Origin of the sequence: Arenibacter certesii DSM 19833 (assembly GCF_000429545.1) — a bacterium.
In the GTDB taxonomy this organism is placed as follows: domain Bacteria; phylum Bacteroidota; class Bacteroidia; order Flavobacteriales; family Flavobacteriaceae; genus Arenibacter; species Arenibacter certesii.
The window spans coordinates 54,355-74,477 of record NZ_AUCB01000003.1 but is presented as its reverse complement, the minus strand read 5'-3'; the positions used below and the strand labels follow the sequence as shown (position 1 = coordinate 74,477).

Genomic DNA, 20,123 nt, shown 5'->3' with positions numbered 1-20,123 from the left:
GTTATCAGAACTTCATGATATGGTTACCAAAACATGCAGGACTAATAGGGTTATTTAACTAGCGCTTAATTAGCCATAACACAGTTTTATAAACCTGCTCATTCCTATTTCTTTTCTAAAGTCAAGGTTTTTCCTTTAAAACTAGGCCCTTCCAAGGTAACCCCCAAACTCTTTATTACTGTAGGTGCTATTTGATTGGTGAATAGCTGTTCTTCCTTTGTAATTTCTCCCAAAGCGCTTACTCCTTTTCCAAAGGCTACTATCCATACTTCTCCTGCGCCTTTTATACTACTGCCATGACCTTTCCAAGTATCTAATGGATCTGTACCTCGTCCGTGATCAGTAGTGATAATAAATGTAGTATTGTCTTTATAAAATGGGTCTTGCTGTGTAAATTTCCATAATTCCTCAATTAATCCATCCGTATTCTGGGCCGACTTTAAATAAGAATCATAATCACCATCGTGGGCAAAATCATCGGTTTCCCCATAGGATATATATACCAATTTAGAATGTTTTCTTTTCATATACTCCAAAGCAAAATGCTGGGTAAAGGCGTCTAGCCGCACAGAACCCCATGGACTAGGAATTTCTGACTGTAGTTGGTTTAAAAATATTTCCCTTTCTGTTAGGTCATTGCCCTCTGCAATATCAAACCCTGCATTTACCGGTACTCCAGACCTTGTTTTATTCACAATAAAAGGGAATACGTCCCAGCTACCAAATGCAGCAACTTTTCCTTTATAAGCAGGTAAATTGTTCACTCGCTCTAGAATGGTCTTATTGGGATTGTTTTCTTTTCTGTTGCTATTGATCCTTTCATCATCTGCTTCCCCAGTTAAAATCTCATTATATCCTGGGTAGGAGAACCACATGGTATTAGTAAGGTCTACTTTACTACCTGCATTTCTATTTCCATGTAATTGCCCCATTTTTTGCACCTTATCCCAGAAAAAAGGCATCAATGCAGCCCTTCTTTCCTCTGGGGTGTCTTTCCAGTATTTAGCTTTAAGACCGGTAGTATCTCCTACGTAGGTCTTATTGGCCACCAATAGCGGATCTGCTCCTGAAAACAGCTCTTGCCAACGGAGTCCATCCAAGGTGATAAGAATTACATTAGGCTCTTTGTCCTGGGCTTTACCAATACCCAAAAATCCAATGCATAAAAGAATAGTAAAAAGGGTGGTCAATTTTCTCATGGTTATTTATTGTTTAAATGTGGATAATTCTTAGTGTGAAAATTGCCGTTTCAACGACAACATAAATCAATACTGATAAGATTAGCAGTACTTCCTTCAAAAATAATTAATTTTTACTTCTAGGCGACTTATAATACTGTCGATTACTTCTTCTCCCTAAAAATCCAATACTCATGTAAAACCTAATGCCTTACCTCATCAACCTTAATGGTCTCCGTGGGAGGATGTCTGGATCAATTCTTTTTTAGACTTAAATTTTTGCAACGCGCAATCTTAGCGCATTCGCGATTACCGATACTGAACTGAAACTCATAGCTAACGCAGCGATCATAGGAGACAACAGTAATCCAAACACAGGGAAGAGCACTCCCGCAGCAATAGGAACACCAAGTGTATTATAAATAAGGGCGAAGAACAAATTCTGTTTTATGTTCCCCATCACTTTTTCACTAAGGTGCCTCGCTTTTACTATTCCTTGTAAATCACCCTTCACCAAAGTAATACCCGCGCTTTCTATTGCAACATCGGTTCCGGTACCCATAGCAATACCTACATCGGACTTTGCTAAAGCTGGAGCATCGTTAATACCGTCTCCGGCCATGGCCACCCTTTTCCCTTCTTTTTGCAGCTGCTCTACCACATTTAATTTATCTTGAGGTAACATTTCGGCTTTAAAATTGGCTAGACCCAATATTTCTGCGACTGCCTTTGCAGTATCATGATTATCTCCGGTTAGCATAATAACCTCTATACCACTATTTTGCAATTCCGTAATAGCAGCCTTGCTACTTTTCTTTATTTTATCACTAATTACCACATAACCAACACCTACATTATCAATAGCTAATAAGGGTACGGTCTTGCCCATTTTCTGCTCTTCTAAAACCTCATTCTTTAATTCATCGGACAGCTTCACCTGGGCTTCTTCCATCATTTTTTTATTTCCCAAAGCCACTTTTTTACCCTCTACCGTTCCTGTAACTCCCTTACCGGTTACAGACATAAAATTGGTGGCGGTTAAAAGAGAAACCTTCTTTTCTTTCGCAAATTTCACCGTAGCTTCCGCCAAAGGGTGCTCACTAAGATTATTAAGAGAGTAGATAAATTGGAGAATTTCATCTTCACTATATTCGAGAGAAGTGCTATTAACACTTTCCACGGATGGTTTCCCCTCCGTAATAGTTCCTGTCTTATCAATAATAAGCGTATCTATTTTATCCATCCGCTCTAATGCTTCTGCATTTTTAATGAGCACTCCAGACTGCGCCCCTTTCCCAACACCTACCATAACAGACATCGGGGTAGCCAAACCAAGGGCACAGGGACAGGCGATAATCAATACTGCAATAGCATTTACTAAAGCGTACACATAGGCGGGTTCTGGCCCCACTACAGCCCAAACTATAAATGTAATCACCGAAATCAATACCACAACCGGCACAAAATAGGCAGATATCTTATCGGCTAGTTTTTGTATGGGAGCCTGACTCCTACTAGCTTTATTTACCATGTCTATTATTTGAGCCAATAAGGTGTCTGACCCTACTTTTAGAGCTTCCATAACAAAGGTTTGTTTCCCATTAATGGTACCCGAATTAACAGAATCGCCCTCTTCTTTATCCACTGGTATAGGTTCACCGGTAATCATAGATTCATCTATAGAAGTGTTGCCTTCATGGATTATTCCGTCTACTGGTATTTTTTCTCCTGGCTTAACCCTTAGCAAGTCGCCTATTTTTATTTTATCGATAGCAATGGTTTCTTCCTTCCCAGCAACTATTCTGACAGCTTTATTGGGTGCCAACTTCAATAATTCCTTTACGGCGTTATTAGTTTTACTATGGGCACGGGCCTCCAACAGTTGTCCCATTAATACTAAGATTAGGATAACAGTCGCCGCTTCAAAGTACACATGTACGGTTCCGTGATGCGTCTTAAACTGCTCTGGGAAAAAATCTGGAAATAGCAATCCAAAAACACTAAACAACCACGCAACACCTGCACCGATACCGATGAGGGTAAACATATTTAGGTTCCAGGTTTTTATGGAACGATAGGCACGTTCAAAAAACATCCATGTAGCGTAGAATACTACGGGAATAGAAAGCACAAATTGTATCCAGTTCCAATATTTCATTGGAAGTAGGTCATACATTGGATTATTAGGAATCATTTCGGACATGGCAATTATGAAAATTGGCAGGGTAAAGATCCCTGCTATCCAAAACTTTTTCAGTAGCTTCTTATAATTCTTTTCTTCGGCAGAGATATCGGCTTTTACAGGCACTAGATCCATGCCGCAAATAGGACAATCGCCAGGTTCATCCTTTATTACCTCTGGATGCATTGGACAGGTGTATTGGGTAGCGCCAAAGGCATCCATTTTCACTTCTTCTACCAAGTCCATTCCACAAACTGGGCAATCTCCTGCTTTGTCATAGGTCTTATCACCCTCACAATGCATAGGACAGTAAAATGTCCCTGTTCCCGTTCCTTGTTGAGCTTTTTTAGGGGCTTTAAAGTGTTCTGGTTCTTCTTCTCCAGGCATGGCAATAGTATAACTCCCACCATCCTGCTCCAAGGCCTTTTTAAAAGTATCGATCGCAATATGCTCCTTCATTTCTATAGTAGCCTCCGCCTTTTCTAGGTCTACAAAAGCACTGGTAACACCTTCTACCTTTTTTAGAGTTTCTTCTACATGGCTCCTGCATCCATTGCAGGTCATCCCAAAAATTTTATAGGTATGTGTCATTGTTTACGTCTTTAAATATGTACTCAAAATTAGCCTATCCCTAGGGATTTCATTTTCACAATTATGGAGAATGCTTATACTATTTGGTCTAATGGCTTCCTTCCCCACTGCTGTAAATTCTTGTAATCGCTCATAGACATTCCAGTTATTGTTTTAAACTGTGATGCCAAATGGCTACTGCTTTTATAGTTAAGGCTATAGGCTATTTCAGAAAAATTAAGATGTTGTAGTTGGATCAATTCCTTAACCTTTTCTATTTTCAGATGGATATAATACCGCTCAATAGTTACGCCCTCCTGTTTACTGAACATTTTGCTTATTACCGAATAATCCTTATTTAATTTTTTGGAAAGGTAGGACGATAGGTTTTCTTCCGAAGAAGCTTCAAGTTGGTCTACGGCTTCAATCAGCGCTATTTTTATATGTTCAGTAAGCATTTCCCCAGCATCTTTTACCAGTTCAAAACCGTTTTCCCGAAGCATTTTTTCAATAAATAACTGATCTACTCCATCTTTTTCCCCATAAACGATCTCGCCCAAGACAATAGATTCCACAACAATGCCACTCTTTTTGAACTCTTGTTCTAAAAGGGTTATGCACCTATTGCAAACCATATTTTTAACGAGAATCTTTTTCTTCATGCTTCCTTTTAAAATGACCTAACTTTCTTGAAGATAAGAATATTACACAAATCCTATCGTCCTTGTCCAAAATTATTGTTCCTAACTAGTTTAATTCCTTCTGTACGAAGCCACAGTTCAACATCTGACTACCAAAGTATGGATTCTTTACCGCCTTTACTGTACTCACCCACATACCGCCTTTATCATCCTTATACATAGGACAAAACTGCTGGTATAATGGCATTGGAGCTCCGGTAATCGCTACTAAACTAACTAGGTTATCACTTAAGCCTTCGAAGTGTTCTCTTTGTTGGGTGATTTTACTCTTGCCAATCTGATCTGCACTTTCCTTAGCAGATGCTAAAATTGACTTTACTTCGGTTTCATTAGCAACCTCTAAGGTTTTTGTATCAAAACTTGATAAAGTACTTGCCAACTTCTTTCCTGCCTTAGCTGCTAATTCTTGATTGTCACCTACCAAAGCGTCTTTGAGTTCCATGTAATTATCGATAATTAATTCCACTCCATTAGAATCCCGTCCTATAGATTTTTCAGGGGAAATTTCACTCACTTTCTCATTGGAGGATTTTTTTTTGGCATCTTTGCAAGACATCATTCCTAGGGTGAAAACTGCTAATGCTAAAACTCCGATTTTAAATTTTGCTACTCTCATTTTAATTTAATTTATAAATAGTTATTGTTGTAGATATTGAAGCAATTTTTCCGATCACTTCACACGGTTTTGTTTGTAACTAAATAAGCTTGTTAATTATACATATTCTAAAAGCCAATTGATTTTATCGGTCCATAAATATGTCTGGCTCACAAAAGGTTTAGACATGGTTAGCACTGATTTCCAGTAAAAAATGGAATAACAGTCCTTGAATATATATAATGAAACAAACGATACAAATGGCCCAAATACAGTAAAATCTGTTGGACTTTATTTATTAGTAGAACAAATCAAATTAGGAAAGTTTCAAACAAAACATGGATGTCCTGTATGAGAAAAGGAGGAGAATAGTCCACAAACGGCACAATATTCTCAATTCCCCCTTCATAAAAATAATATTGGCTGTAAGCGTAGGTCGCCACAAATACTAGCTGATGATATGAAAACTTTTCAAATGAGTTCTTAAGGATGTCCTGTCCTTCTATGGTAATATTCTCTTCTTTACAACACTTGTCCACAATTGTAGAACAACTATCAATGTCCACTGGCTGCATAGTTTCCATCCCACAGGACGCTACTTTGTTAAAGAGAGAATAATCCACCAGCGTTTTTCCACAATAATGCATATCCACCGTGAATGACATGGTAGAGAAAAGCACCAAAAGCGCTAGAGAAAAAGATGCTATTTTATGAAAGATAGTCTTCATGAATGTCACAAAAGTACTGAATTTTAAAATCCTGTTGCTCTATTAACAAACAATTAAGCTTCCCTTTTACTATTCATTAAAAAATCTCACTTAGGATTTCATAAGATCTAAGACGATCTTTGTGATTATGGATATGCGAAACTACCATAACCTCATCCACTCTAGTTGCCTCTACAAACGATTCCAGCTGTTTTTGTACTGTTTCCTTTGATCCCACAAAGCTATAGTGCATCATTTTCTGAATTTGCGTCTGTTCTAGCTCGTGCCACAGCCCGTCCATGCTTTTCACTGGGGGCGGCAACGGCTTTCTTGTATTTCTAATAATACCCAAGGCCAATTGTTGCAGACTGGTCGCTAAAAACTTGGCGTTTTCATCCGTCTCGGCTGCAATTACGTTAACACAAGCTATAGTGTACGGCGTAGCAGATTGCTTGGAAGGCTGAAAATTCTGATGGTATAGACTCAAGGCATCGTGAAGATGGGTAGGTGCAAAATGACTGGCAAATGCATAAGGAAGCCCTTTTAATCCTGCTAATTGAGCACTAAAAGTGCTTGACCCCAAGAGGTAAATAGGAATATCTAAGCCTTCTCCAGGAATGGCTCTTACCGCAGCATTTTTATTATCCAAAGAAAAAAAGGTCTGAAGCTCACCAATATCACGAGGAAAATCGTGCACTGTTTCTGGTCTATCTCTTCTCAACGCTTTTGCTGTCAACTGATCTGTCCCTGGGGCTCGTCCCAATCCAAGGTCTATCCTACCAGGATATAAGGTCTCCAATGTGCCAAACTGTTCTGCAACAACCAAGGGGGCATGGTTTGGAAGCATTACCCCACCAGATCCTACCCTAATACTTTGTGTTCCCTGGGCAATATATCCAATTAAGATTGGTGTGGCAGAACTTACCAAAGTATCCATATTATGATGTTCGGAAATCCAAAAGCGACCAAATCCCAATTGCTCTACATGCTGTGCAAGCTCAAGGCTTTTTGCCATCGATTGTTGGTGCGTTGCACCTTCTGCGACCGGTACTAGGTCTAAGACCGAAAATTTTGTCCCCTCTAAACTACTTTTATTATCCTGCTCCATACTCATCAAAATTAAAAACTGCCAAGAATTCACACTAAGTTCCCGGCAGTTTTGAAATAAATTATATTAAACGATCAATCCCCTAAATTACAAATTCTAATCATGGCTTCCAAAAATTAGTAAACTCCAAAGTGGAATCAATCAATAGTTTTGTTGTATAGCTGCCTTTGGGAACCATTTATAGTTACGATTCTTATCCATTTAAGTTAATATCTAAAGCGATTACAGAGGTCTTATTTAGTCCAAAATTCTTAAGTTTACAACAATCTATGACCGAACTAGCTAAAAGAAAAAAGAAAAAGAGAAGGTTTTATAACCTTATGATGTTAATTATTCTGGCCATAATTATTACTTCGGCCATTGTTTTAAATTATAAAGCTTAGGAAAGTGAAATTATGCCGTTTCGTCCAATAATCTTCTTCACCATATTATAATTATAAATGGCATTTAACCTGATTTTTGGTCAACATTGTTCACTAAACTGCCATTTTGCACTTAGCTTTGCTGAAATTGTGTAGTTAAATAGGACATGAGTTCTCAAATTGAAAATAAAGACCTAAAAAAGAAAAGAAAACCACTAAAGATAGTTGGCTGGTTATTGCTTACTTTGGTCTTACTTGTTTTCTTGCTCCTCCTTTTTATTAGAAGTCCGTGGGGGCAAAATATTATCGTTAATAAGGCAATTACCTATATTTCCGAGAAAACCACTACAAAAGTAGAGATTCAACGCCTATTTATCACCTTTTCTGGCAATGCGTATATAGAAGGGCTTTATTTGGAAGATAAAAAGGGAGATACTCTCCTCTATTCCCACTCCTTAGAAGCTTCTGTAGCTTTGGCCCCTTTAATAAAGGGCGATAAAATAAAAGTAAATTCCATAGATTGGGACGGAGTGGTAGCCAACATTAATCGTACGGAGAAGAGCGGAACTTATAATTTTGATTTCTTAATCGATGCTTTTGCTACGGATTCTACCCCTTCGGATACTACTTCGTCCAGTATGCCTAAATTGGAAATAGGCCCTATTGCACTCAAAGATTTTAAAATTGCCTATCTAGATGAAGTAGATGGCTTGGATGCCTTCCTCGAATTAGGTGAACTTCATCTAAAAATGAACGAGTTGGATCTAGATCTTATGAAGTTCCATATAACACGTGCTGCTATCTCCAACACTCAAATTTCCTACACCCAGAATAAAACAATCGGGTCAAATCCGGAGTCTTCGGAAGCATCCGTAATGCCTGTTATTATTGTAGATCGATTTACTATCGAAAATACAGAAGCGAATTATACTTCTATCTCCGACAGAGTAGAAGGTAAATTTAAAATAGGTTCTTTTTTACTAGCCCTACCTGAAGCTAATATGGGAAAGAAAAAAATTACATTACAGCAGCTTCAACTCGCCAATTCCCAAGTGTATTACAGCGACCTAAAAGAAGAGAAGATCCTCCCAATAGATACTACATCAATAAAGGATCCCATAAATTTTGAATGGCCAGGTTGGGAAATTGAAACGGGCCTCATCAGTTTAGAAAACAATATTATCACCTATATTTCCAAAGATTATAATCCCACTAATGGAACCTATAGCACCTCAACCTTGGAACTAAACAAGTTGGAGTTAGCAATACCAAAGGCCCTATTAGCAAATGACACTGCAGAAATATCCCTTACTCACTTATCCTTTTACGAAAAGAATGGTTTCCTCCTAAACCATCTAGGGTTTAACATAAAAGCAGACAACGAGGGTATTTCCTTGACCGATTTAAATGCTGCAACCCAAAAGAGCAATCTCAACGGAGAAGTAAAAATTGAATATGGATCCATTGATTCATTTTTAAATCACCCAGAATCATCTATAATTTCCATGGCCATGCCCTCCTTTAATCTTTCTTTGGAGGAATTATATACTTTTCAACCTTCTCTAAAAGAAAACATACAGTTCCAAAATATGTCAAAGAAAGAGGTTTCGGGAAAGGTATTTGTGGAAGGCACGCTGGAAAAACTACAAGTAAAAAATTCGGCCCTACAATGGGGGAATTCCACCACCCTACAGTTAGAAGGTGTCTTAAGCAATATGATGCAAACCGATTCGCTTTATGTGGACATTCCGAATCTAAATTTCACCACAGTTAAACCAGATATGGCTCACTTTCTCAATGAGGAAGAATTAGGAATTTCCCTGCCAGATTCAATGCAATTAAATGCAACTCTGTTGGGCACTTTAACGAATTTAGAAGGGGAAGTCAAATTAGATAGCCCCGATGGAAACATATTATTAACTGGAAACTTTACCAATAGGGATAAAATCATATTTGATGCTGATGTAGAAGTAGTACAATTACAACTACAAAAACTTCTCAATAATGAACAATTATCTCCCGTTTCGTTCACACTAAGAACCTCTGGTAGTGGCAATTCCCTAAATACGATGGATGCCAAACTTGATTCCGATTTTACCGATTTGAAATATCAAGGGTATGATTTTTCTAAAATCGACTTAAATGGTGAAGTAAAAAATGGAGAAGGAGCTATCAGTTTAAAATTTAAGGATGATAATTTAAACATCCAAATGCATGCAGGCCTTGTTCTAGACAGCATTTCCCCACAGGTAGATATGATCCTTAATGTAGTTGGAGCAGACCTGTCTTCCTTAGGAGTTACCCAGAATGATATTAAAGTTAAATTTCAGTTACAGGCCAACTTTAAAGGGAATGCGCAGGATTTCACCTTACGTTCCCAACTGACAGATGCCTTGGTTGTTTTTGAAAACACGCCTTATCCGGTAGAGAACCTAATATTTAATGCCGCTATAAACGAAAAAGGCACTAGTGCGGATATTCACAGTAAATTAGTACAAGGAGATTTTCTTTCCAATACTGATATAAGCTCACTTAACCAGGCTTTGATACGCCACTTTAAAAATTATTTTTTAGAGTCTACTGCCATAGAACAAAGTGAAACACCTGTCACCCTGAAGATGAAACTAACGATGAAGCAAGCCCCCTTGCTAGAAGACGTTTTCTTAGGCGGATTAAAGAAAATAGATTCTGTTAACCTACAGATAGATTTTAACGAGGCAGAACAAAACTTAACAGCAAATTTTAGGGCTCCATTTATTGATTATGCTGGTAGCACCCTAGATAGCCTACGTTTAGACCTAAAAGGAACAGCGCAAAATCTAGATTTTGAATTTGGGTGGAAAGCAATAAACTCTGGTCCTATCGCCATTCCTAGAACCTCTATAAATGGGACTCTGGAGAACAAAGAACTACAGCTTAATTTTGATGCCTATGACGGAAAGGAAATGTTGACTCATGTAGGTTCCAAATTAACTGCACGCCAAGATACACTGAACATTCATATACAACCTTCTGGACTTATCATCAGTAAGCAAAGTTGGGAAATTCCAGAAACCAACAATCTAGCCATTGCGGAGAAATTTATAGAATTAAAAGATTTTTCCTTTCAACGCAATCAGCAAAAAATGACGGTCAGTAGTAATCGTCACTCCGAATCTGAACAAGACCTGTCCTTGAATTTTAATAATTTTAGGTTGGGCACTTTTACCAGTTTCTTAAATCCGGATGAATCTTTATTAACCGGAATTTTAAATGGGGACCTTACGTTTAAGGATCCCTATGGCGATACTGGAATGGTGGCAAAAATGGAAATAGAAAATCTTACGGCCATGCAAATAGCTCTAGGAAATTTAAGCTTAAATGCCAATTCCAAAAGTAGCAACACCTATGATTTTGATCTCTCATTGTCTGGCGGAGATGTAGATTTAGCCATTAATGGGGACTATTTGGCTGCCCAAAGTGGTGCACAGCTCAACCTAAACCTCCTAATCAACGAGATAAAAATGAAGGCGATACAGGCCTTGGTGTCCGAAAGCATTTCTGACCCAACTGGTACCCTCGCGGGAGAATTTAAAGTGAACGGTACGCTGGCCGAACCTCAGTATCAAGGAACTCTCCAATTTAATGAGACAGGTTTCTTGGTAAATACCCTAAATACGAAATTCACTCTAGCTGATGAGGAAATTAAAATAGATAACAAAGGGGTCTATTTTAATAATTTTGACATTGCAGACGCTAATAACAATCTTTTTAACCTAGATGGGAGTATTTTTACAGAGCAACTAGACAATCCATCATTCGATCTAAAAATTAAAGCCAAGGAATTTCAAGCACTCAACGCCACTAAGGAAGATAATGACCTGTTTTATGGAATGATGAAATTAGATGCCGATATGGAAGTGAAAGGAAACTTGGCAGTTCCAAAAATATCAGGAACCTTAAAAATTATAGAAGGGTCTAATTTAACTTTTGTAGTTCCGGAATCCCAACTAGAAGTAATGGAACGAGAAGGGGTAGTGCTCTTTGTAAACAAAGCAAATCCGGATGCAATTATTACCAAAAGCAATAAAAATAGTGCGCCCTCAGCAGTTCTGAAAGGTTTTGATCTTAATGCGGTACTCAGAGTAGACGACAACTCTACCTTCACTATAGTCATAGACGAACGTTCTGGCGATAATTTTCAGGTCACAGGAGAAGGTGAGTTTAATTTTGGCATTACTCCTACCGGACTTACTAGTTTGGCTGGAAGGTATGAGGTGAGCAACGGACATTATGAGGCCAGTCTCTACAATCTGGTGAAGCGAAGATTTGATATTTCCCCAGGCAGTACACTTATTTGGAGCGGGGACCCTTTTAATGCCCAAGTAAAGCTAAGGGCAATTTATAAGCTAGAAACCTCAGCAGCCCCCATTATGGCTACCCAAACCTCAGCGGCCAGCGCAGGAATTGCTAATAAATACCGACAAAAATTACCCTTCTTAGTATATCTTAATGTGGATGGCGTTTTATTAAAACCAGAAATATCTTTTAATCTAGATATTCCTGAAGAGGAGCAAGGAGCACTAGGGGGAGAGGTTTATGGACGAGTACAACAACTAAATGAGCGGGAGGAAGAATTAAACAAACAGGTATTCTCTCTTTTAGTTCTTAATCGGTTCTTTCCAGGATCTACCAGCGATGGAAGTTCTGGAGGTGCGGCATCCATTGCCCGAGATAATGTAAACAAGGTGCTTTCTGGACAGTTAAACCAGTTTTCAGATAAGCTGATTGGGAGCACTGGAGTGGAGCTCGATTTTGGTCTGGATAGTTTTACCGACTACCAAGGGGACACTCCCCAAGAAAGGACCCAATTAGACGTAAGTGCGAGTAAGCGACTCTTTAATAACAGATTGATTGTTCAAGTGGGAAGCGAAGTAGATATTGAAGGTAGTGAACAGGGGGCGGAAAGTACTCCCGTTATTGGAAATGTAAGCATAGAATATTTATTGACTGAAAATGGTAGGTTTAGGATTAAAGGATTCCGAAGAAACGAGTTTGAAAGTGTTATAGACGGACAGTTAATCGTTACCGGTATTGGCCTTATTTTTAATAGGGAGTTTAATCAATTTAAAGAACTTTTTGCCAAAGCGGTTAAAGAAGAAGTGGAAAAAGAAAAAAAATAAGATCTCTTTGAATACCAAAATAAAAATAAGGTGTCTTTATGCGCTCATATTCCTATGGGCCTTGCAGTCTTGTAGTGTAAAGAAATATATTCCCCAGGACGAATTGCTGTATACCGATGGGAATATTCAATTAGAAGCAGATACTACTATTAGGGATCTAGGAAAAATAAACCAAGAGTTGCAAAACTTGCTGAAACCAGAGCCCAATACCAAATTTTTGGGAGCATACATCAGGTTATGGGCCCACTATAAGTCGCAAAAAGAAAAACCAGGGTTCATAAACAGGTTCTTGAATAAAAAAATTGGGGAAGAACCGGTGTACCTCTCTGATATCGATTTAGAAAAAACCGAAGAACTAATCAATAATCGACTAGAAAACAGAGGATTCTTTAGAAATAACATCACCTCTAGCGTTTATAAAAAGACGAAGACTGCCTCCATTGTCTACCAAGTTGGTGTAAAAAAACCCTATACGCTAGCGTCCTATCAATTAGAGGGCGATTCACTGCCTATTTTAGCGGATATTATAGAAAATCTAGGAAAGACGACTCTTGCTCCTGGAATACGATACGACCTTCAGCGTTTTAAAATGGAAAGGGAACGTATTGATCAAGATCTAAAAGCAAAAGGGTATTATAATTTTAACGCCGATTTCCTAATTTTTGAAGCCGATACCAATCAGTATAAAAATAAACGTTTTGACTTGTTTTTAAGGTTGAAAAAGGATGTGCCTAAAAAATCATTAGTCCCCTATCGTATTAACGATATTAAGGTATTTCCAAATTATTCTGTAGCTACCGATAGTTTAAAGATGGATACCGTGCAGATAGCTGGTGTAGATTATATTCAGCACAACGACTTTTTTAAGCCCAAAAGATTGGCACCGTATATTTTACTAAATGAAGGAGAAACCTATGACCCCCTTAAATCCAAGCTCACTAGTAATAGACTGGCATCTATTGGGACGTATAAATATATCAACATCCAATATAAGGAAGACAATACGGATATGGAAACCGATGGTTTTTCCAAATTGGATGCCTTTATCTATTTATCTCCATTGAACAAACGGTCTCTCCGAGCAGAATTGCAGGCCGTAACCAAATCTAACAACTTTGCTGGGCCAACATTATCGCTTACCTATAGCAACAGAAACTTTTTTAAGGGCGGTGAAACCCTAAATGTTACAGGAAATGTAGGATATGAAACCCAATTGGATGGAAATAATAGTACCGGACTAAGTAGTACTCAACTTGGATTTAAAACCGATTTGATATTTCCTAGGTTACTATCATTATTTAACATCTCCGAACGCTTTAAATATGCGGTTCCTAAAACCAAAATTAGTTTAGGAATGGAACATTTAAACAGGAGTAAATTGTATAGTTTAACCTCATTCAGCTCCATATTTGGATATGGTTGGAACGAAAACAAGTATGTTTATCACGAACTGAACCCTATTAGCATCAACTATGTTAACCTTTCCAAGACCACCGCAGAATTTGAGACTATCTTGGATAACAATCCATTTTTGAGAAGTAGTTTTGAACAGCAATTTATAGCCGGACTCACCTATTCCTTTACCTATAATGAAGTGGCAGTTAGCAGAAAGCGGAATACCCTATTCTTTAATGGCAATATAGATCTTGCCGGCAATACTTTAAACCTGTTTGGTAAAAGAGCCAACCCTGGTGAGGATAAAACCATTTTAGGGTTAGCCTACGCACAGTATGCCAAAACTGATATTGACCTAAGGTATCATTTAAGTGTTGGCAGCTCCCAAAAACTGATTGGAAGAATTTTTGGTGGAATAGGAATTCCTTATGGAAACTCTAACACCTTACCCTTTTCCAAACAGTTCTTCTCTGGCGGGCCTTACAGTGTGCGGGCATTCAGAATACGGTCCTTAGGACCCGGAACTTACAATCCGGAATCAGATGATTCTGGAGCCTTTTTTGATCAATCTGGGGATATAAGGCTAGAAGCCAACTTAGAGTATAGATTCCCCATCTATTCCTTCCTTAAAGGAGCTGTATTTGCTGATGCTGGAAATGTCTGGTTAATCAATGAAAATGACGCTCTACCAGGAGGAAAATTTACTTCCAATTTTATGGATGAATTGGGGATTGGCGTGGGCGCAGGGCTCCGGATAGACATACAAAGTTTTGTACTACGGTTTGATCTTGCTACGCCACTACAGAAACCCTACCTGCCAAAAGGAAAGCGTTTTGAATGGGATATCTCTCAACCTATTCTAAATTTTGCCATCGGGTATCCTTTCTAATTTAATTTGACCAAAGTCCAGAGGTTTGGTAAAGCTTCTACCCACGGCTTAAAAGCCGTGTTAATTCATCACAACAGGGAACAATAGTAATAATTTCCATAGTAATGTAATATCATAGCCGATTCAAGCGATATGGTTTCCATGTTTCGCTTCCCCCGGTTTTTCGATACAGGAAACATAGGCCATACGGTCGCTTAGTTAATGAAAGTAACATTTTATGCAGATATGAGTTCCACACTTTTTTTAGATTCACGTTCAGACCAAAGTATATAATCGGCATTTTTGGCTTTTAGTGCATCTAAAAATTCAGTACGAACCTCTTTGTCAATATTATTTATAATCGCTATAGCACTCACATCCTTTTTTGTGATTTTCTCACGAACTGGTTTTATATCTTCCCATGAGAAAAGAAATGTTGACAAATTCGATTTATTAACTGTATTAAATGATTTAATTACGATTTCTTTCTTCTTTTTTGCAATTTGAAAATCGAAATTAAATTCTAAACCTGTTACTCCTTTTGAGATAAAATCAGGTGTGTAAATTATATCATGTGAGTCTAAATAACTTCGAACGTCTTCTTTAAAGATTGAAGCTACATTGTGTTTTGATAATACATATAAGTCATTGATCTCAATTATTGCAGATAGAAAATTGTGCTTTGATTGAGAGAAATTTTCAATGTTTGCATCTATTGTCAATTCGTCACTTTCAACTCTAACTCCATAGTTTAAGAGTATGGCATCTAAAATAGATCTACGCCTTTTTGAACCTTGAATATGTAGTCCTTGAAGTTCCAAATTAGACATAGTTTCTCCGTTATCACTTAAGCGTAATTGATTACCTTTTTTTTGAGCATAAATTTCTATTGTGTCATTAAAGGCTCCAACAAAAGGGGTGTTTATAATAAACCAGTCGGTATTAGAGTCCTTTTGAATAAAGGTTTTCTCTCTTAACCAGTTGTAGTAATCGTCCACATATGTATTTACCCAATTCAAAGTATTGCTTGTTGAATATTAATTAATGATTTTAAATTTATTCTTCGGGCAAAGTTAATTATTAAGTCCGATAAGTCAGACGGTTGAGTGATATCTTTAACTGGAAAATCACTATCACTCAGTGGGATTGCCCAAGCCAATGCTTTGTAGCCTTCTACATAAATATGAATATGGGATTCCGTTGGGTCAAACCATTTGTCTGCATATGGGATTAGATAATCGGGTAACGTTGGAAGTATATTTGCAGGATTGTGATGACCTCCTTTGAAATCAATCCTTAATAAACCAACAAAAGAATTGCTTTCTAAATGGTGTATGGAGGTTTTTAGTATAATTTTTTGATTCGTTGTTATTTCAACCCAAAATTCATAATCATAATCTTGATGAGAAATCAATCCCAATCTATTTTTCCTCTTAGATAAATCTATTGTTTGATTCGGATTAGATAAAACCTTTTCTAAATCCAATAAATACTTTGCTTCTTGGTTGGTTAGCATTTTTCTTAATATTACTTACAATACACACAGGTATATATACAATACCCATGCTTTTGTTTTTTCAAATACTAATATAAGCTTTTTCATATATTAAGTATTGTCCAAAAAGCTGAAAATGAGCGTACCCCAAAAATGGGAGCTTAATTCCAAGTCAGATAATAGCTATAAAAAAACCGCTTTCTAAGTAACCAACTGTTAAAACAAAAAAGATAAAGGATTAGTTGCTAACTAAGCTTATTTATTGATAAAGCCGTGGTAATGCAGTACAACCTTTTTTTAAGAAGTATTTTATTAGCAGAACCTATTCTACCTCAGTAGAAATCGTCAATATATTATAGGCTTCCTTGGCTATTTCCAATTCTTCATTAGTGGGCACCACCAGGATCTTTACTTTAGAGGTAGTAGTGCTAATTTCCCTAATATCCGAGTTCCGAAGTACATTTAGCCCAGAATCTAGTTGCAATCCAAGAAATTCCATATTACGGCAAACCATCTCTCTCAATAGGCTAGAATTTTCGCCAATCCCCGCGGTAAACAACACTGCATCTAGACCGTTCATTGATGCGGCATAGGCCCCAATATATTTTTTAATACGATAGGCATTCATTTCTAAGGCCAACAAACAGTTTTTATTCCCCTTTTCTGCCTCTTCTTGGATGTCCCTAAGGTCTGTAAATCCTGTTAGCCCCAACATCCCACTTTTTCTTGTAAGTAAGGTTTTCACCTCATCTAGATTATAACCTAAGGTGTCTACTAGGTAAAAAATAACGGCATGGTCTATATCACCACTTCGGGTACCCATAATGAGTCCGTTAGAAGGTGTAAAGCCTAAACTATGATCCACACTTTTACCGTTATGGACGGCAGTCATACTACATCCATTGCCCAAGTGGATACTGACTATTTTTGACTCTTGTTTATTGAGGTAGTCTATAGCTTTAGCGGTTACGTATTTATGACTTATCCCATGAAATCCATACACCTGAATTCCGTGTTCATCAAAAAATTCATTGGGCATGGCATATTTTCTAGCTTTTTCTGGAATGGTATGGTGAAAAGCAGTGTCAAATACTGCAATCTGTTTGGCATTACCAAAAAACTTCTCTGCCAAAACAATACCCTCTAGATTATGGGGATTATGCAGGGGCGCTAAGGCCGATAGTTTATTGATCTTATCTATTACCTGTTCATCAACGAGGGTTGCTTTATAAAGGGTACTCCCTCCGTGAACTACCCTGTGACCAACTGCATCTATTTCCGATGCATTTTTTATAACTCCTATTTTAGGATCTACGAGCAATTCAGTTATAAGCTTTAAACCAGCGTTATGGGTCATCACCGGTAGGGTATTATTTACTTCATCTTTATCAGTTTTATAAGTAAAAATGGCCTCTTGGGATCCAATCCGCTCAACAATACCCTGACAGACAATTTGTTCAGCAGGCATCAACATTAATTGATATTTTATTGATGAGCTTCCGGAGTTAATGATAAGTACTTTCATGTTGTAATAATTGCTTCAAAATCTATACAGTTGTTCGGTTATCTAGGACAGTTTAAAAACGCTTATAACCCTTGTGCCTGTATTGCGGTAATAATAACAGTGTTAAAAATATCGTTTACGGTACAGCCCCTACTAAGGTCGTTAACCGGTTTATTAAGGCCTTGCAACATTGGGCCAATGGCCAATGCGCCGGTTTCCCTTTGTACCGCCTTATAGGTATTATTTCCTGTATTTAAGTCTGGGAATATAAAGACAGTTGCCTTCCCAGCCACCTTAGAGTCGGGAAGCTTGCTTTTAGCCACTTCAATATCTACCGCGGCATCATATTGAATAGGTCCTTCTACCTTTAGATCTGGTCTAAGCTCTTTTACAATTTTTGTAGCCTTCCTTACTCTTTCCACGTCCTCACCTTGCCCTGAACTTCCAGAGGAATAAGAAAGCATGGCTACCCTTGGTTCTATCCCAAAAGATTGACTACTACCTGCGGAAGAAATAGCAATTTCTGCCAATTGTTCTGCGGTGGGATTGGGATTAATGGCACAATCACCAAAAATGGTCACTCTATCATCTAGGCACATAAAAAATATAGACGAAACTACAGAAACTCCAGGAGCCGTCTTAATAAACTGCAATGCTGGTAAGATGGTATGCTGCGTAGTATGCACTGCCCCGGAAACCATCCCGTCTGCATGACCTTTATGAACCATCATGGTACCAAAATAAGACACATCTTCCATAAGGTCTTTTGCCATGGCAAGGTTTACATTCTTATGTTTTCGCAATTCGTATAAAGTAGTTGCATAATCCTCGAACATAGGAGAGGATTTTGGATCTATAACGGCCAATTCCCCTAAAGCCAGATCGATATCCGCTTTTAAAATTATTTCTTGAATCTGCTCTGGGTTCCCCAATAGGGTAATATAAGCCGCATTGGAAGCCAATATTTTACTTGCGGCCCTAAGGATACGCTCATCAGTCCCTTCTGGCAACACAATATGCTTTTTGTTTAGCTGTGCTTTTTTCAACAACTGATGTTGAAACATTCTAGGAGTAATCCCATCGGCTTGGAAAGTAATCAATCTTTCACCCAAAGTCTCTACATCCAAATATTTTTCAAAGTCCTGAATAGAGGCCGTTATTTTCTGCTTGTTTTCGGCATAAATCTGCGATTTTATGGCCCCAATCTCATTGGTAATCGCAAATGTTCCTCCTTTTACGGAAATTATGGGCACCACCTCCGAAAGACCTTCAATTAGTTTAATTATAGAATCTTCAGGAATTACACCTCCAGTAAGTACAATTCCTGAAATGCTAGGGTAATTGGCCGATACATTGGCCTGTAAAGCCCCTAAAATAATATCTGCTCTATCCCCTGGGGTAATCACCAAACTATCTTCCTTTAAAAAAGTAAGGTAATTACGCAATTGCATGGCTCCCACACTAAAAGCTCCTGCCTGATTGTTGATGAAATCCTCTCCAAATAACACTTTGCCATCCAAAGTCTCCACTATTTCTTTTATGGAAGGGTTTGCCAATACTGGGTTTAAAGGAATGGCATGGATAAGAACATGTGAAGGAAGGTCTCTTTTTAAACCATTAATGGCCAAGTCTATGTTCTCTTCCTGCACCTTGTTTGCTATAATCGAAAGTACCTCTACACCCTTTTCTTTAAAAGAATCGTAGGCCATATGCATGGTGCCCACAAAGTCTTCCAAGGTTTTTCCTACTCCACTACTAATAATAATAGCCGGGATTCCTAGGTTTTTAGCGATAAGGACATTTATATCCCACTCTATTATCGCTTCTTCCCTAGTATAGCTGGTTCCTTCTACCAACACAAAATCGAACCGCTCTTCTAACGCTTTGAATTTGGCGATGATGGTACTAATAATTTCATCATCCTTATCCTGATTTTTCTTTAAAATTACCTCGCTTCGGGTATAGGCATAAGAGTCATTGAAGCTTAAATTCAAATCGAAATGACTAATCATAGTATTAATATGATTGTCTATTCCTCCCGGTTTAAAATCGTCTATAATTGGTCTAAAATAACCCACCTTCGCAGTTTTTCCCAATAACATCTGCATTAGTCCCAAGGAAATGATGGATTTGCCACTATCAGGACCGGTAGTAGCGATGTAAACGGCTTTGCTCATGTATTCCTCTTTTAATAATCAATAAAGTTAAAAGATTGAAGGGCATTCCAAAACTTAATTTGTCCAATAATTCTTGGTTATCCTTAATCGACTGCAAAAATAAGATTCACCCTATTTTA

General features: G+C 37.9%; 12 protein-coding genes. 2 read left to right on the top strand and 10 right to left on the bottom strand.

The features are described 5' to 3' along the window. Positions 1 to 104 precede the first annotated feature (104 nt). The 6 genes from G466_RS0100285 to G466_RS0100260 form a co-directional block, all read right to left on the bottom strand. On the bottom strand, positions 105 to 1,199 hold the full coding sequence (locus G466_RS0100285) for an alkaline phosphatase family protein (RefSeq protein ID WP_034234294.1): 1,095 nt from the start codon (positions 1,197 to 1,199) through the stop codon (positions 105 to 107). Between the two features lie 250 nt (positions 1,200 to 1,449). Beyond that, positions 1,450 to 3,951: a heavy metal translocating P-type ATPase gene (locus tag G466_RS0100280; RefSeq protein WP_026811829.1), complete on the bottom strand. Its 2,502-nt coding sequence runs from the start codon at positions 3,949 to 3,951 to the stop codon at positions 1,450 to 1,452. A 74-nt stretch (positions 3,952 to 4,025) separates the two neighbouring features. Beyond that, a complete protein-coding gene (locus G466_RS0100275) occupies positions 4,026 to 4,592 on the bottom strand; it encodes a helix-turn-helix domain-containing protein (protein WP_026811828.1) in 567 nt (188 codons plus the stop codon). Between the two features lie 85 nt (positions 4,593 to 4,677). Next, complete coding sequence (locus G466_RS0100270; protein WP_026811827.1) at positions 4,678 to 5,247, bottom strand: DUF3347 domain-containing protein; 570 nt, start codon at positions 5,245 to 5,247, stop codon at positions 4,678 to 4,680. Between the two features lie 290 nt (positions 5,248 to 5,537). Then, on the bottom strand, positions 5,538 to 5,954 hold the full coding sequence (locus G466_RS0100265) for an HYC_CC_PP family protein (RefSeq protein WP_026811826.1): 417 nt from the start codon (positions 5,952 to 5,954) through the stop codon (positions 5,538 to 5,540). Between the two features lie 76 nt (positions 5,955 to 6,030). After that, entirely contained in the window at positions 6,031 to 7,041 is a 1,011-nt protein-coding gene (locus G466_RS0100260) for an LLM class flavin-dependent oxidoreductase (RefSeq protein ID WP_084418665.1), read from the bottom strand. 529 nt (positions 7,042 to 7,570) lie between these two features. On the opposite strand from G466_RS0100260, the gene G466_RS0100250 reads away from it, so the two are divergent. Both G466_RS0100250 and tamL read left to right on the top strand, forming a co-directional pair. Continuing rightward, positions 7,571 to 12,565 (top strand): translocation/assembly module TamB domain-containing protein, encoded by a 4,995-nt coding sequence (locus G466_RS0100250; RefSeq protein ID WP_026811823.1) that lies wholly within the window; start codon positions 7,571 to 7,573, stop codon positions 12,563 to 12,565. A gap of 7 nt (positions 12,566 to 12,572) precedes the next feature. Then, positions 12,573 to 14,849: a translocation and assembly module lipoprotein TamL gene (tamL, locus tag G466_RS0100245; RefSeq protein WP_051315481.1), complete on the top strand. Its 2,277-nt coding sequence runs from the start codon at positions 12,573 to 12,575 to the stop codon at positions 14,847 to 14,849. A 215-nt stretch (positions 14,850 to 15,064) separates the two neighbouring features. On the opposite strand, the gene G466_RS0100240 is transcribed toward tamL, so the two are convergent. The 4 genes from G466_RS0100240 to pta all read right to left on the bottom strand — a co-directional run bounded on the left by G466_RS0100240 (position 15,065) and on the right by pta (position 20,004). Next, positions 15,065 to 15,847 carry a DUF1828 domain-containing protein gene (locus G466_RS0100240; RefSeq protein ID WP_026811821.1) on the bottom strand — a complete coding sequence of 261 codons (783 nt, stop codon included), beginning with the start codon at positions 15,845 to 15,847 and terminating at the stop codon, positions 15,065 to 15,067. Then, positions 15,844 to 16,344: a DUF6978 family protein gene (locus G466_RS0100235; protein WP_026811820.1), complete on the bottom strand. Its 501-nt coding sequence runs from the start codon at positions 16,342 to 16,344 to the stop codon at positions 15,844 to 15,846. The genes G466_RS0100240 and G466_RS0100235 overlap by 4 nt, the downstream gene beginning before the upstream one ends. Before the next feature lie 301 nt (positions 16,345 to 16,645). Further along, positions 16,646 to 17,848 carry an acetate/propionate family kinase gene (locus G466_RS0100230; RefSeq protein ID WP_026811819.1) on the bottom strand — a complete coding sequence of 401 codons (1,203 nt, stop codon included), beginning with the start codon at positions 17,846 to 17,848 and terminating at the stop codon, positions 16,646 to 16,648. Between the two features lie 62 nt (positions 17,849 to 17,910). After that, entirely contained in the window at positions 17,911 to 20,004 is a 2,094-nt protein-coding gene (pta, locus tag G466_RS0100225) for a phosphate acetyltransferase (RefSeq protein ID WP_026811818.1), read from the bottom strand. Positions 20,005 to 20,123: the final 119 nt, after the last annotated feature.